The organism is Mucilaginibacter sp. P2_D11 (assembly GCF_056404435.1).
This window is the reverse complement of sequence record NZ_JBFUEA010000002.1, coordinates 171303-186827: the sequence shown is the minus strand read 5'-3', so window position 1 is coordinate 186827 and position 15525 is coordinate 171303. Positions and strand designations below refer to the sequence as shown.

At 45.8% G+C, this 15525-nt stretch carries 15 protein-coding genes; 13 read left to right on the top strand and 2 right to left on the bottom strand.

Going from position 1 to position 15525, the window contains the following annotated elements:
- Position 1 precedes the first annotated feature (1 nt).
- The gene (locus AC1DXC_RS03780; RefSeq protein WP_477457803.1) at positions 2 to 1144 is read right to left on the bottom strand and encodes a DNA polymerase III subunit; all 1143 of its coding nucleotides are present in this window, start codon (positions 1142 to 1144) and stop codon (positions 2 to 4) included.
- A 153-nt stretch (positions 1145 to 1297) separates the two neighbouring features.
- Here AC1DXC_RS03780 and ruvX point away from each other — a divergent pair, with 153 nt between their 5' ends.
- The 9 genes from ruvX (at position 1298) to AC1DXC_RS03735 (ending at position 8081) form a co-directional block, all read left to right on the top strand.
- The gene (gene ruvX, locus AC1DXC_RS03775) at positions 1298 to 1708 is read left to right on the top strand and encodes a Holliday junction resolvase RuvX (protein WP_477457802.1); all 411 of its coding nucleotides are present in this window, start codon (positions 1298 to 1300) and stop codon (positions 1706 to 1708) included.
- A 136-nt stretch (positions 1709 to 1844) separates the two neighbouring features.
- On the top strand, positions 1845 to 3185 hold the full coding sequence (locus AC1DXC_RS03770; protein ID WP_477457801.1) for an alpha/beta fold hydrolase: 1341 nt from the start codon (positions 1845 to 1847) through the stop codon (positions 3183 to 3185).
- Positions 3186 to 3255: 70 nt separating this feature from the next.
- The gene (locus AC1DXC_RS03765; protein WP_477457800.1) at positions 3256 to 3633 is read left to right on the top strand and encodes a GxxExxY protein; all 378 of its coding nucleotides are present in this window, start codon (positions 3256 to 3258) and stop codon (positions 3631 to 3633) included.
- A 156-nt stretch (positions 3634 to 3789) separates the two neighbouring features.
- Positions 3790 to 4428: an O-methyltransferase gene (locus AC1DXC_RS03760; protein WP_477457799.1), complete on the top strand. Its 639-nt coding sequence runs from the start codon at positions 3790 to 3792 to the stop codon at positions 4426 to 4428.
- 2 nt (positions 4429 to 4430) lie between these two features.
- On the top strand, positions 4431 to 4988 hold the full coding sequence (locus AC1DXC_RS03755) for a glucosaminidase domain-containing protein (RefSeq protein WP_477457798.1): 558 nt from the start codon (positions 4431 to 4433) through the stop codon (positions 4986 to 4988).
- A 44-nt stretch (positions 4989 to 5032) separates the two neighbouring features.
- The gene (locus AC1DXC_RS03750; RefSeq protein WP_477457797.1) at positions 5033 to 5863 is read left to right on the top strand and encodes a glucosaminidase domain-containing protein; all 831 of its coding nucleotides are present in this window, start codon (positions 5033 to 5035) and stop codon (positions 5861 to 5863) included.
- A gap of 65 nt (positions 5864 to 5928) precedes the next feature.
- Positions 5929 to 6681 (top strand): hypothetical protein, encoded by a 753-nt coding sequence (locus AC1DXC_RS03745; RefSeq protein WP_477457796.1) that lies wholly within the window; start codon positions 5929 to 5931, stop codon positions 6679 to 6681.
- Positions 6678 to 7004: a hypothetical protein gene (locus AC1DXC_RS03740; RefSeq protein ID WP_477457795.1), complete on the top strand. Its 327-nt coding sequence runs from the start codon at positions 6678 to 6680 to the stop codon at positions 7002 to 7004. Before AC1DXC_RS03745 ends, AC1DXC_RS03740 begins: the two co-directional genes overlap by 4 nt.
- A 60-nt stretch (positions 7005 to 7064) precedes the next feature.
- Positions 7065 to 8081, top strand: a complete 1017-nt coding sequence (locus tag AC1DXC_RS03735) for a DUF3078 domain-containing protein (protein ID WP_477457794.1) — start codon at positions 7065 to 7067, stop codon at positions 8079 to 8081.
- Positions 8082 to 8126: 45 nt separating this feature from the next.
- Here the strand turns inward: AC1DXC_RS03735 and AC1DXC_RS03730 are convergent, their stop codons facing one another.
- Complete coding sequence (locus tag AC1DXC_RS03730) at positions 8127 to 10589, bottom strand: DUF5916 domain-containing protein (RefSeq protein WP_477457793.1); 2463 nt, start codon at positions 10587 to 10589, stop codon at positions 8127 to 8129.
- A gap of 229 nt (positions 10590 to 10818) precedes the next feature.
- Here AC1DXC_RS03730 and AC1DXC_RS03725 point away from each other — a divergent pair, with 229 nt between their 5' ends.
- The 4 genes from AC1DXC_RS03725 to ffh all read left to right on the top strand — a co-directional run bounded on the left by AC1DXC_RS03725 (position 10819) and on the right by ffh (position 15482).
- Entirely contained in the window at positions 10819 to 11991 is a 1173-nt protein-coding gene (locus AC1DXC_RS03725; RefSeq protein WP_477457792.1) for a helix-turn-helix domain-containing protein, read from the top strand.
- An 80-nt stretch (positions 11992 to 12071) separates the two neighbouring features.
- Positions 12072 to 12848 carry a C10 family peptidase gene (locus tag AC1DXC_RS03720; protein ID WP_477457791.1) on the top strand — a complete coding sequence of 259 codons (777 nt, stop codon included), beginning with the start codon at positions 12072 to 12074 and terminating at the stop codon, positions 12846 to 12848.
- A gap of 64 nt (positions 12849 to 12912) precedes the next feature.
- Positions 12913 to 14082, top strand: coding sequence for a hypothetical protein (locus AC1DXC_RS03715; protein WP_477457790.1), 1170 nt, complete (start codon positions 12913 to 12915; stop codon positions 14080 to 14082).
- Between the two features lie 71 nt (positions 14083 to 14153).
- The gene (gene ffh, locus AC1DXC_RS03710) at positions 14154 to 15482 is read left to right on the top strand and encodes a signal recognition particle protein (protein WP_477457789.1); all 1329 of its coding nucleotides are present in this window, start codon (positions 14154 to 14156) and stop codon (positions 15480 to 15482) included.
- Positions 15483 to 15525: the final 43 nt, after the last annotated feature.

The following is a 15525-nucleotide window of genomic DNA, read 5'->3' as shown; positions in this document are numbered from 1 at the left end:
ATTAATTCGGTATATAATGATTCCCCGGAGGGACGATTTTTAAATTTAGTACTTTTATAATCTGCAAAGATACATCTAAAAACAAGATCTTAGGGTTAGCATTGCGTTCTATATGATAGTGAGCCTTTTCCAGCTCGGTAATAATGGTTTCGGCCTGGGCAATATTCATTACGCCGGCCATTTTGCGCGCTGTTTCCAGCTCCTGCGACGGTAAATGTACCATTCTTTCGGCACCTGCCGATATCAAACAACATTCGCGGATGAAATTGATGCCATACCGGATGAAATTCTTTTGGTTTTCGCGCCCCATTTTAGATGCCTGGTCGGTAAACGCAAGCACCTCTAACCCTTTGTTGCCAAAGCATAAGCGCAGCCACTGCACAAACATCACATGGTAGCCTTTAGCATCCTGTTGCAGCATGCTTAGGGCTTCGGTCATATTGCCGTTGCTTAAGTAAGCAATTTCCGAAGCGGCGGTTTCGGTCTGATTATGCTGTGCGATGAGGTGGCTTTTTATATCATCAAAATTTAAGCAGGGTATTTTGATGAGCTGCGTGCGCGAGAGGATGGTGTTCAGTATCTGATCCTGGTTTTGGGCCACCAGCAAAAACAGCGTGTTGGGCTGCGGTTCTTCAATCACTTTCAGCAGTGCGTTGCCTTGTTTATCCAGGTACTCGGGTAGCCACAGTATTAAAACTTTGTAAACCGACTCAAACGGTTTAAAGCTGAGTTTTTTGATAATTTGATGGCATTCGAGAATGTTGATGTTAGCTTGTTTGTTGCCCGAATCTAAATATCCCCGCCAGGTATCCAGGCTGAGGTATGGGTTTTCGGTGAACGCCGTGCGCCATTGGTCTATAAAATCTATCGACGATTCTTTTGGCGTGCCGAAGGTTGGGTAGGAGAAATGCAGATCGGGGTGCATCAGTTTTTGATACTTGCGGCAACTGGAGCACATCCCGCAGGAATCATCGGGCTGTTTATCCTCGCAACTTAAGTATTGGGCGTAAGCAACAGCAAGCGCCAGGCTGCCGCTACCTTCGGGGCCCAAAAACAGCTGAGCATGGCTTACCCTGTTCTCATTTACAGAGGTAATCAAACGGTGCTTTATAGCACCCTGCCCGGTAATTTGCTTAAACTGCATTGGTGCAAATTAGCGAATAGATTTTAGATGTACGATTTTAGATTTTAGATTTTGACGAGTTTGCGACACCCACGCAAAATAATCCGCACATTTGTAGGCATATATCAAAGCCATGCTTCAATCTAAAATCGTACATCTAAAATCTAAAATCCGATGAGAATCATGGCTTTCGATTATGGCACCAAGCGCATCGGCATTGCCGTTACCGACCCGATGCAGATCATAGCCACCGGGCTGGATACTATACATCCGCTTAAGATTATCGATTACCTTAAAAAGTACCTGCAAACCGAACCAGTGGAACGCTTCATCGTAGGCGAACCCAAACAGATGGATAATACACCCTCGCAATCAGCACCCCATGTAAAAGGTTTTGTTAACCTTCTGAAGAAAACCTTCCCCGAAATACCGGTAGAAATGCTGGACGAGCGTTTCACCTCCAAAATGGCATCGGCTGTTATAGCCCAAAGCGGTATGGGCAAAAAAGCAAGGCAGAACAAGGAATTGGTGGATACGATATCGGCCGTGATACTTTTACAATCCTGGATGGGGAAGAGTTACTGATCCAATCATTTTCTCCAGGCGGAGAAATGATAAAGCCCCCTATTAACAACAATCAAAAGCCCTCCCGTTAAAATCTGTTAATTGTTTTTTGCCTTTCAATTATTAAATTACCTTAGGCGAAACAACACACCGCCTTATGCTAAAAACAGTTATTATCGCTGCCGCCGTATTATTTGTTAATCAAACTTTCGCGCAAACGCCCGCCGCAGTATCCGATACTACTTACAACTTAGGGTTTGAAAATGTGATTGCGGGCAACACCATGCCTAATAAATGGCGGCCCTTTTTTCCGCTAAAGGGGTATAAAGCAGAGGTGAGCACGGCCGAGAAACACAGCGGAAACAGGTCTTTATATATGGAACAGACAGAGGCCGGTGGGCCGGGAGCTTTTGCAAGTATTGTAGAAGATATCCCGGCGAAGTTTAAGGGCAAGGAGGTTGAGTTTAAAGTCTGGATGAAATTTGCCGACGTTGATGGCGCAGTTGCCTTGGTGATAAGGATCGATAACGTGCAACCGACTATGGTAGAGTTTAAAACATTGCAGGGACAAAATATAAGGGGAACAAAAGATTGGGCGCAATACACCATAAAAGCAGATATCCCTATAGATGCGCAAGTGATACACGTAGCGACCGTATTGAACGGCGCAGGTAAGCTTTGGATAGATGATGCGCAAGTGCTGATTGACGGAGTAGACATTAGCCAGGCAAAAACAAACCCCGATTTTGACCCTAACCGCCCTCCATATGGCAACAATGCGAAGGCATCGGGCAGAGTGAAACTTAAAGACGCCACATTATATTACGAAACATATGGTGCCGGCGAACCTTTACTGTTGCTGCACGGCAACAGCCAGAGTATCTATGCATTCAATTTCCAGATCCCTACGCTTGCTAAGAAATACAAAATAATTGCTGTTGATACCCGCGGCCAGGGTAAAAGCACCGACGAAACTACCGGTGCCTTAAGTTATGACCTGTTTGCGGATGACATGAAGCAACTGCTTGATTCGTTGCACATCAAGAAGACCAACATCCTGGGCTGGAGCGATGGCGGGAACACCGGCTTAATTATGGCTGCAAAATACCCGGCCTATGTAAAAAAACTGGCCACTATGGGTGCAAACTTATTCCCTACGAATGAAGCATTGCCCGATACCGTGTTGAACCAGGTAAAACAGGGCATTGCCGCTTTCCAAAAACGGAGCGACGCCAAATCTAAAATGGAGGTTCGGCTTTTTACCATGTTATTAAATGAGCCGCATCTTACATTTGATGATATGAAAAAGGTTAAAGCTCCGGTGCTGATAATGGCCGGTGAGCACGACCTTATAATAGAAAAACATACCCGTGCTATAGCGGCAGCCATCCCAAAATCTACCCTGGTGATATTTAAAGGCGCCACACATTATGCACAGGTAGAACCCGGCACGATAAAATTGTTTAATGATACGGTGTTGGGTTTCTTCGGCAAGTAGTTATTTTCTGAACCATGATTCGCTTGATTAGAGGATTTCTTGATTTGTTAAGAAACATTAAATTGCTTGGATGAAACACAAAGAACTTACCGAGAAAATTATTGGCTGCGCGATGCGGGTACACAGCATTCTGGGTAATGGATTTCAAGAAGTGATTTATCAAAAGGCATTGGCTATTGAACTCTCCAAAGCTAACTTGGCATACGCGCGAGAAATGGAGATGATTATTTACTATGATGGGATAGAGATAGGAACCCGCCGCGTAGATTTCTTTGTAGAGGGTGTAATTATGGTTGAGTTAAAGGCTTTGATTGCTTTGGAAGATGTGCATTTAGCCCAGGCCATGAATTATCTGGAAGCATACAAAATGGAAATAGGACTGCTGATAAATTTTGGCTCGAAGAGCTTGCAGTTTAAAAGGGTGCATAATAACAAGCTTATTGTCTGAACCATGATTTACTTGATTAACAGATGGCTTGATTTTTTTCCTCGCCTCCCACGGATAGCTGCCCACTTTGCATCCTTAAATCCTCTAATCAAGTGAATCGTGGTTCAGAAAAAGGGCGCGAATCTTGGTCAAAAATAATTTCCCTATTTTTGCCGCATGGAAATCCTCCCGCAAGACCTTCAGGATTATTTAGATGCCCACCTCGACCCCGAGGCTCCCGAACTACAGGCCATCAACCGCGAAACATACCTTAAAGTGCTTAAACCGCATATGCTAAGCGGCCATTACCAGGGCAGGCTACTGAGCATGCTGAGTAAAATGGTGCAGCCAAAACTGATTTTGGAGATAGGCACTTTTACCGGATATTCTGCCATTTGCTTGAGCGAAGGGCTTGTTGAGGGCGGCATTTTGCACACCATAGAAGTTAACCGCGAATACGAGGAAATGCTTGTTTCACATTTTAAATCAACAAATGTTGACAAAAAAATAAAGCTGCATTTTGGGGCCGCAGAAGCCGTTATTGCTGATTTAGAGGAAAATAACTTCGATTTGGTTTTTATTGATGCGGATAAACGAAATAATTTTACTTATTTTGAACTTGTATTGCACAAAGTAAGGCCCGGTGGGTTAATAATAATTGATAATGTTTTGTGGAAAGGCAAGGTATATGGCAACGAAAAAGACGCCGATACTGTAGGCATCCGCAAGCTAAATGAACTGATAGCTTTAAATACGGATGTGGAGAAACTAATCCTCCCCGTCCGCGATGGACTACTGATCATCAGAAAAAAATAATTATGAAGAAACTCTTTACTGCTACACTACTGTTAGTATGCGCGTTAATTGCAACCACAGCAACCGTTTCAGCACAAACAGCTCCACAATCATACATCGATAAGTTCAAAGATAATGCCGTACGCATTATGCACGAGACGGGCGTACCCGCCAGTATCATTTTAGGCGTGGCCATGCACGAATCTGCCAGCGGCAAGAGCAATATCGCCCAAAGCCTCAACAACCAGTTTGGCGTAAAAGGCGGAGGCACTGTAGTTTATTACAAACACAACAAAAAAGTACGCACATCATATAAACGTTATGATTCGGTTATGGATTCTTTCCAGGATTTTGCCCGCATCATGACCGAGCGCAAGCAATTTAGCCACCTGGCCGATAAGCTTACCCAATACGATTACGCAGGTTGGGCGCGCGGCATACAACGCAGTGGCTACTGCAGCAGCCGCACCTGGGCATCGCAAGTGATGGCCATCATCAAAAAATATAAGCTGAACGACCTCGACGAAAAACCCGTAGACACAAATATGCCTGCGCAACTTGCGGACAATAGCCAAAAATAATTTACTTTCGTTTTAGCCGTTCTATCGGCTAAGGTTATTGCTGCATGCGGAAATTTTACATCCTTTTCATCCTCGCTATTCTTTTCAATTCGTGCTCTGCGCATAAAAGCGCCATCAGCAATAGCAAAGCGCGAAAGAACAACCGGGCTATCCAAAAACGTAACCAGGCGGCCATCGCATCGCATCGCAATATGTCGTCCCTGGAGTATATCGATCGCTTTAAGGCCATCGCCATACAAGAGATGAACGCCTACGGCATACCCGCCAGCATAACGCTGGCGCAGGGTTTGTTCGAATCGGGCGCGGGCAACAGCGATTTAGCCGTAGCAGCCAACAACCACTTCGGCATTAAATGTGGCAGCACCTGGACAGGGCCAAGCTACTATAAAGACGACGACCAAACCAACGATTGTTTCCGCGTGTACGACAACCCGGAAGACAGCTACCGCGACCACTCCGAGTTTTTGAAGAAGAAGAATTACGCAAGGCTTTTCGAACTGGATAAGGACGATTACACCGGCTGGGCGTATGGCCTAAAAAAAGCCGGCTATGCCACTAACCCCAGGTACCCCCAGTTGCTGATAAACCTAATCGTAAAATACAACCTGGACCAGTACGACCGCCCCGAAGGCGGCGTTGCAAAAATAAAACGCGAGGACCGCGTGCTCACCGAGATAAACAACGACATTGGCAGCGCCCAGCCAGATACGATTGCCAAGACATCACCCGATGATAAAATCTATACCGTAAAACAGGGCGATACACTATACAACATCTCCAAACGTTTTGGTATCACCGTTGACGAATTAAAAGCACTCAACAACCTGGTCGATAATAACCTGAAGATTGGCCAAAAACTTGTTGTGATAAAATAGCGTGTTAAAATTTGTTAATAAAACGTGCGGCTTCGCTGTAAACGCGTAGCTTTATGGTTCCTACAATGAAACTATGGCTCTCCATCCTGTTTTGCATATTTTTTATGCAGGCTTTTGCACAGCAAAAGCAGGTAACGGGTATCGTATTCGATAAAACAAGCAGCGTGCGTATTGCCCGGGTAAACGTGCGTAACAACAATACCGGCGAGTCTATTTACAACACCATCAAGGGAGAGTTTACCATAAAAGCCAGCATTGGCGATGTGCTTATCTTCAGTAAATCCGACCATTTTGCCGATACCCTTACCGTAAAAAACTATTTGCCACTGGCCGTTTATATGCGCCCAACAGCCATACAACTGCAAGAGGTAACCATACGCGACAACGTGCTTAACCCGCAACGGCGGTATCTGGCCACAAAAAGCGATTACAGCAAGATATACGGCCCATCCAGCAACCCGGATCTGCTTTCGTTAGGACAAGGCGGCGTTGGCTTCAGCATAGATGCGCTTTATAACCTGTTCAGCAGTAGCGGCCGCAACGCCGAGCACCTGAAAGAAATTATCGACCGCGACTACCGCCAATCGGTAATCGACTTCCGCTTCAATAAATCGTACGTGGGGGGTATTACCTTTTTAAAAGACCCCGAGCTTACCGATTTTATGCTGAAATACCGCCCCAGCTACAATATGGTAACCACGGCAAGCGAGTACGACTTTGTTGCCTATGTACGCAGCAGCTACAAACGCTACCGCAGAAACCCCAGGGCATTCGAGTTGGCGCCCCTGCCAAAAATGTTTATCGATACTGCTAAATGAAGGGTTGGCTTATTGTTGCCTCCTGGCTAAATGTTAACGCCATGGCGCTGTTCCCTGTTATTTTGCTCCGCCATGACGCCATGCGTAACGATGCTGTTTTGCTTAACCAGGAACGGATTCACTTACGCCAGCAGATAGAACTATTGGTACTGCCCTTTTATGTATTGTACCTGCTGAATTATCTGGTAAATCTTGTTCGCTACCGCAATCATCAGAAGGCGTATATGAGCATTTCTTTCGAACGGGAGGCCTACAAAATGGAGGCAGATTTAGCCTATTTAAACCGCCGGAAATATTGTAACTGGCTGGTTTTTTTTCGATAGCGAACACATTAGTTACAGTTTTTGCGTTGAAATAACAGATTTTTGCTTTTTCTTTGCGTTATGTTGAAAACCGGCTTTAGCTTCTTTTTCCTACTGTCCCTGTCAATTGCGTTGAGTGCCAACGCCCAAACAACCGATACCGTGAAACGGGACACCGTAAAAATAGACACCAATTTATTGAACAGATACCGCATTACGCCGCGACCCAATTCAATACCGGTGCCAACCAGGCCCATACAGATACAGCAAGAGCTGATCCCCGTAACCATGCTTGATTATAAAGTGAGCTACTGGCGCAGGTTTATTACCCTTGGCGTAAACTTTAACCAGGCGGCCTTCAGCAACAACTACAGCGCGGGTGGGGTTACTGCCATTGCTTTGGGTACTAATTTAATATTCCGTACCGAGTATAATAAGGCTCCTTTTAGCTACGCTACCGAATTAAATCTGCTCTACGGCAAATCTAAAAACAAGGGCCAGGGTGCGCGCAAAACAAACGACCGTATCTTTTTGGATAATAAGGTGGCCACGCAGATGTCTGCGCATTGGTTCTTCTTTGGGTCGTTAAGCTTCGAATCGCAGTTTGATAAAGGTTTCCAGTACGATGCAGCAGGCGTAAACCCGCCGGTGTTGATATCTAACCTGATGTCGCCGGGGTATTTAACAGAGTCGATCGGTTTTGAATATAAGCCGGCTAAGTATTTTGATTTACGTTTAGGTACAGGCACGGCCCGCCAAACCTTCGTTTTAGATACTACTATATACCACAATAACCCGGGCAACTACGGCGTTACGCCCGGCAAAACCATTCATACGGATATCGCGTTCCAGATGGTGGCCATTTTTGATAAAGACATTGCCAAGAATATGCACCTCAACGCCCGTTACGATATGTTTGTACCCTACGGCAAGCCGCTCGATTATGTTAGGCACAGATTGGATGCCGTGCTTGCCGCAAAGGTAAACCGCCTCATCAACGTATCTATAAACGGAACGCTGCTCTTCGATAAGAATACTTCGAGCGATATACAAGGCACCGAAGGCCTGTCATTGGGGATATTGTACAGGTTCCCGTAACGGAACCAAACCGGCCATCAGCCGGTTTTTCTGTTTATGGAAGATTTACCCTTTTGTATGATGTTTTCTTAAACTTTGGAAATCCACATAGTACAATATCTTCAACGAGAAGTTGTTGTTTTTTAGCGCGCTAAAAGTATCGTTCAGGTTTTCGAAATAGTCTCTGTCTACCCTGCTCGAGCTGGTTACCGTAGAGTTTTTCCAGGATAAGCTGAGTTCGCTACCGGGAGTAAACTGCCATACATAAATCATGTCGATATTCCAGAGGTTGAGATTCTGGTTAATGTCATGATTGAAATCATTTGATATTGGGGCGGTCAGGTAACCGTCTTTGTTTACGCCGAAGAAATCCTTATAGTTCACCTTGCTCCAATAGTGCCTCAACCGAAGGTTAAGTCCCATAGTGCCGCTGAAGGTGTATTTAAGGCTAAAGATGTTTTCAACGGTGTGCACATCGCGCAGGGCAAATATTGGTTGCGGCCTTGCCTGGTTATCAAACGTGGCGAAACCGGTATAATTGATGCGCGGGCTGATGGTTACATCTTCGCCGAAAGAGAATTTATTGCTTAGCCGCAGATTAAAAAACAGCTCCAGATCGTTGCCATGGCCGTGGAAGCCATTATTCACCCATTGGTCTGAGTACCAAAAGCCACCCGAGAACATCTTTGATCTGTTGGTAGACAGGTTCCAGTTCAAAACAAAGTTTTCGGGTCTTTTAAACACCTGGTCTTCAACATGGGCTTCGTAAAAATCGTTCCCCTCTACCCGATAATGGGCATTAATATTCACCTGCCACAGGTTCTTAAAGGAGCCAAATCCGCCAAAATTCTGGTTAAAATACTGAAAGTAGGACGGAGTTACCATACGCGAGTAGTAGGTATTAGTCCACACGCCGTATTGGGTAAATAAGTGCTTGGGCTTGTAGTTAGTATATTGCAGGTTGAGGTTGTGGTCTAAAAAGTTGGGGTTTTGCAGGTAGCTAAGATCGTTTTGTTGATAGTTTTTGCTTACCAGGTCCTCACCAATATTCCACGTAAAGTTACCGGACGATTTGCCCCCAAAAACCTCGTAGCTGTAGCCGGTATTGGTTTCCTGTCCGCCACCATATTGGTTACTCAACATGGCGAAACCCTGCAAATTGTAGGTGTTCTTTTTGTTATTGAGGTTATATACAAAGCCTCCAACATCGGCCGATTGGTTTTTATCAAAACGGGTTACGTTGGTGTTGATGAACGTAATGGCCGAGTTGTTCTTAAGGTTCTGATCGAGTACGATGATGTTGTAGTTTACCACCGGGCTGGTTTGCACTCTGCGTCGGTTGCCCTGCCCGTCTTCGATGGTTGCGTAGGCACTGTTGGTGATAGCGTTAAACACCCCGATGCCCAACCCCTTTGCCGTACGCCCCGAAAACTTAAAGGCGTTAAGCAGTTTGGTTTCGGTAGGGTTGCTTATCACCTCTTCGCCGGGCGCGAGGTTGTTGTAAGCCGCTCCATAGTTGATAGGCGTACCCCCAACGCGCCGCGAATAGAACAGGTTGCCCTTGTTGAATAGCTCGGTACCCTCGGTAAAAAAGGGACGGTTCTCATTATATTTTACCTCGAATGGCGTAAGGTTAAGGACCTTATTATCTGACTGTACCTGTCCAAAATCGGGTATCAGCGTTAAATCGAGCGTGAAGGCATCGTTAATGCCGTATTTAACATCCATGCCGCCATTCACCGAAGCCTTGGTATTGGGCACACCGGCGGTGTTGTAGGGGTAATGGTTTACATAGGTAGAAAAATAGGGATAGAAAGCCAGGCGTACGGGCGGATCTAATTTCTCTAAGCCGGTTAATACACCTTCCTGGTTAATAAAGCCGTTCATTTTGGGGTCAATCTCGTTCCACCATAATTGTTGCTGGATGCGTTGGCGTTTGCGAATGAGGTTCATCCCCCAGGTTTGTATATCCTTTTTGGCAAAACGTAAAGCAGAATAAGGGATGCGCATCTCGGCGGTCCAGCCGTGATCGTTTAGCTGTACTTTGCTGGTCCAAACAGCGTTCCAGTTGGGGTCCTCGTTGTTGCCATTGGGGTTCGGGGCGTATTTGGCATCAAACTGGCTATTGGCCGATGTAACGAAGAAGCCGCTACCGTTGATACCGTCCTGGTAGGTATCGAAAATTACGCCTATAAAATCGGCGTTGCCCACATTATCGCGCGTGGCTATTTCTTTGGCTACTTTGTCGCCACTGGTTTCGTACATACGGGCACCAATGTAGATCGCGTTATTATCGTAAATTATTTTTACTTCGGTGCGTTCTTCGGGCTTTTCGTGCGTGCCGGCATTAGGCTGCAGTTCCACAAAATCGGTTGCTATGGGTACGTTTTGCCAGGCTTTATCATCAAGCAAGCCATCCAGTTTTGGCGGCATTTCCGTTTTTGTGGCCACAAGGGTTTTCTTTGCCTTTTGCGAGAAAGCTGTTAAAGTTATTGCAGAAAGGGATATGGCGAGTACAAGTGCCTTCATAATTGGGGAGCTAATAGTTCCTATAAGATGTGCGAAGTTTGCCAAACGTTACAATATCAACTGTTAAATATTGGTTAAGAGATGTTAAATAGTTGGCTATATGTTAAATAAGCCACAAAAAAACATGCTCCTCAGATGGATAAACGCAAAATATGGCCTTGTTTTGCACTTTTAGGGGGCGTTTGATGCCACAGATAATGCGTATTTTTACGCCTCCTCACCCATAAAAATGAACTTTAAATGGTTTGACGTAATTGTGTTGTTCGGCATTCTGCAGGGCATTGTCTCCTCGGTATTGCTGCTACGGGTTAAAAACAGCAACACAGCCACGAGGCTTTTAGCGGCAATGCTATTAGTATTTAGTCTGCTCAGTTTTAAAATCATACTCCACACCCTCGGGCTTTGGGACGAGCCCCTGCTACGCTATTTTCCATTAGCTATCGATCTGCTTATCCAGCCCTTGCTGTATCTGTATGTGGTAGCGCTTGTCGGGCCCAAATTCAAGCTCCGGGGCAGGCAACTGTTGCATCTCATGCCCCCGATGTTGCTTATGCTGCACGCCATAGCGGTTTATATAGCGGCGCTACCGGTAAGCGGACTAAGTGCTAAAGACGCCATGGCCGGGCGATTATATTTTAACCAGGTTAAATCGGTAGAAGATGTGCTGTCGGTTATCAGCGGCATTTTTTATGGGTTGCTGAGTTTTAGGCTGGTGCAGCGTTACCGGGGCTGGCTGTATAAAAACATATCTGGCACCGCTTACCCAACATTTACCTGGCTGAAGAATGTGTTGCTGCTTACCGGCATATTGGGTGCCGGGCTAATGGCCAACATCCTGCTCGACCAGGTTTTTCATTTCAACAAGCGCCATTTTTTGCATTGGGAAGTGTTTTATGTTTACCTATCGGGGCTCATCTATTATATCGCCATTAAATCGTACCAGCAAAAGGATGGGTTACTTGCAGCCATGCCAGGCGAAGAAAAGGCCGGTTTAGCGGAAGCGCCGAAATTTAAATACACCGATGCCGAACTTGCCGCAGCAAAGGAAATGATAAGGTTTGCACTCGAAAAGGAAAAGATATTTTTAAATAATGAGCTCACATTAGATGTGCTGGCCTCTTATATAAAAAGCTCCCCGTCTTTAGTTTCCGAAGCCATCAATAAAGGGTTTGGTATACCTTTCCGGTCGTTAATAAACCAATACCGCGTGGAAGAGGTAAAGCAAAAGTTGGCCGATAAAAAACTCAGTCACCTATCTATCCTTGGCATTGCGCTAGAAAGCGGCTTTAATTCCGAAGCCAGCTTTTACCGGATATTCAAAGCAGCAACGGGAGAGTCGCCGAAGAGCTATCTCGTTAAAACAAAAATACACGCCCCACCGACAGCTCCTCTACTTTCTTAATCTGCTTTATTTGCTCTCATTACCTGTTTTGAGAGGACGTAGAATCCGGTTTGCCCTTGATTTGCCTAAAAACAAAGAACATGAAAAAGGCAATCAAGATTATTTTAGTATCGCTGGCTATATTATGTACCGGCTATGTATTCGCCGCAACCGCGCTTATCCCGGTTACAGATACGGTTCCCCAAGCCGATAGCGTATTCATAAAAACCCACTGGCAGCAAATGGGCGGCTTTGAAAGTTGTACGCCGGATAAAATGCGGTTGGGCTGCTGGAGCACCGCCCTGGCACAGATTATGTGTTTTCACCGCCTGAAACCGTTTGGCCACGTAGCGTACATCTCCAGCAAGGGTTACCGGATAAACGAAGATATCGATAGCGCGGCCATCAGCATAGATAAACTGGCAAGCCGGATAGATAACAGTACTGGCAAAGAGCAGGTGGCAGAGCTGGCGAGGTATAACTACTACGCCGCGTTGGCCATCCAAAAAGATTTCGGCACCGATAATTACATGCACAAGCTTGCCCCCGCAAGCCTTTTAGAGCAGCATTATAAAGTAAAAGTAAGCCGGTATATATCCTGGCAGCATTTGCTCCCCTATACTGCCGGCAAGCAAGAGCGCATTATTATGAACGAAATCAGCAACAAACGCCCCGTGTTCCTGCATTTTGCCAACCTTAAAAATTTCGGGCATTCGGTTGTGATTGATGGTTACCGGAATACGGACGGGGCATTTATGGTCCACCTTAATCAGGGGCAGGGCGGGCCGCAGGATGGCTGGTATAACTACGATAAGGATATACTGAAAAAAGACGACCGCAAGCTGCGTGTTATATACACATTTGAGCCTTTGAAATAATAAAGACAGGGAAGTGGGCGATTTGTAATGAATTAAGTACTTTAACAGCACCCATTTCATCGCAATGAATTTTAAACTATCGGCCTTTACTACCTGCTTGCTTTTAGCGTTCACCACTTCGACCAGCTTTGCGCAAGATACAGGCCTAATCATACCCAATAATGTTAAGTTGCCGCAAGACACCCTTACCAAACAATTGATAAGCGCGTTAAACGGCTTCCTCGCCAAAAAAGAAAAACCGAATAAGGACAACCCCTTCGTGCTAAAAGAAGAGCTTTTGGCAACATCGGCCTTGCTGGATGAAATGAAAGGGATAGAGCAAAATGTAACACTCAAAGCGGCGGGTTTCTATAGGCCATACCTCACCAATGTTGTGAAACAGGGTGAAGGCCGCTATGCTGTACAGTTCTCCTATATCGGTGTGGCCGGCGATACACCGCTAACAAGGGCAAGCTTTAAAGTACTGGCTAAACAAGTAGACGGACGGTTTTACTTTTATTCGCCGCTCAGGCAAAACACAAGTTCCTGGAAAGTTAAAAGCCATGGCGTAGTATCTTTTCACTATAGGGACACCCTGTCATCCACCGACGCGAAGGAGTTTATAAGGATGGTAGCACTTTACAATAAAAAGCTCAACACCAAAAAACCGGTCGTGCTTTATTATTGTGCGGATTTTTTAGAAGTACAACAGCTACTAGGTATAGAATACATGGCAGACAACGCCGGCATGGTAAGCAACCAGTTAGGCGCGGATGAAAACAACACCGACCTTATCATCAATGGCTGGAGCTCGGTAAAAAACCGGTTCGATCCCCACGACCTGTTTCACGACAGGCTGCGCACCGTGATGAGCAGCGATATCATCAACCGGCCAGTAGATGAGGGCTGCGCGTACCTTTATGGCGGTAGCTGGGGCAAAAGCTGGCCCGAGGTTTCGGCAATGTTTAATACTTACGTAAAAGATAACCCCAACGCCGATTGGCTGCAATTATACCAGGACGGGAAAAACTACTATAATGATGGCGGCAAGATTTTCAAGATATCCTACATGATCAACGCGCTTATCGTACAAAAACTTGAAAAGGAAAAGGGTTTTGAAGCAGTGATGGAATTGTTGGGCTGCGGTAAAAGAGAAGCCGGCGACGCAAATTATTTTAAAGTCCTGGAAAAACTTACCGGCATAAACAAAGCCAATTTTAATAGCGAGGTTTCGAAATTGATAAAGGGGAGCTGATTTTCATTTTAGTAGAACGGGTTTCTGCTTCAAAATCATACCTTTGTATCCTCAAAAATTAGGATTGTATAATGTTTGAAAATTTATCAGATAAGCTCGATAGGGCGTTTAAAGTACTAAAAGGACAAGGCTCGATTACGGAAATAAACGTAGCCGAAACCATGAAAGAGATACGTAAGGCCCTTTTAGATGCCGACGTTAACTATAAAACCGCCAAAGCATTTACCGATGATGTGCGCACCAAGGCCATAGGCGCAAACGTGCTTACCTCTATTTCGCCGGGGCAATTGCTTACCAAGCTCATGAACGATGAGCTTACCGAGCTGATGGGCGGCACCACTGCCGAACTGGAGCTTAAAGCATCGCCTACCATCATCCTGATTGCCGGGTTGAACGGTGCGGGTAAAACCACCTTTACCGGCAAGCTGGCCAACTACCTTAAAACACAAAAGAACAAAAAGCCCTTACTGGTTGCCGATGATATTTACCGCCCTGCGGCGATAGACCAATTGCAGGTATTAGGCCAGCAGATAGGCGTACCTGTTTATGCTAACCGCGAATCGAAAGACCCGGTTGCTATTGCATTAGAAGGTATAGCCCAGGCCAAGCGCGACGGTAACAACGTGGTGATAATAGATACCGCCGGCCGTTTAGCTATAGACGAGGCCATGATGCAGGAGATAGAGCGCGTAAAAGCCGCCACTAAACCGCAGGAAATACTGTTCGTAGTAGATAGCATGACCGGCCAGGATGCCGTGAATACCGCTAAGGTATTCAACGACAGGCTCGACTTTACCGGCGTTGTGCTTACCAAGCTTGATGGTGATACCCGAGGTGGTGCGGCGTTGTCTATCAAATCGGTTGTAAACAAGCCAATAAAATTCATAGGTACGGGCGAAAAGATGGAAGCACTGGATGTTTTCCACCCGGATCGTATGGCATCGCGTATACTGGGCATGGGCGACGTGGTATCCTTAGTGGAGCGCGCGCAGCAGCAGTTCGACGAGAAGGAAGCTGCCGAGCTGCAAAAGAAGATACGCAAGAACAAGTTCGACTTTAACGACTTTTACAGCCAGATACAGCAGATCAAGAAAATGGGTAACATGAAAGATCTGATGGGCATGATACCCGGCGTTGGCAAAATGATGAAAGATGTAGAAGTGAGCGATGATGCCTTTAAAGGCATAGAAGCCATTATCCAGAGCATGACGCCGAAAGAGAAAGAGAACCCCGATATCATTAGCCCAAGCCGCCGTATGCGCATTGCCAAAGGATCGGGCAGCGACCTTGCCGAAGTTAACCGCCTGATGAAGCAATTCGACGATATGAAAAAGGTAATGAAGCAAATGAGCAACCCGGCAGCCATGGCCAACATGATGCGCAGGATGCCAAAACAATAACGCTTAAAGCAGCGGAATTTTTAGAAGCCTCAGCAGAAATGTT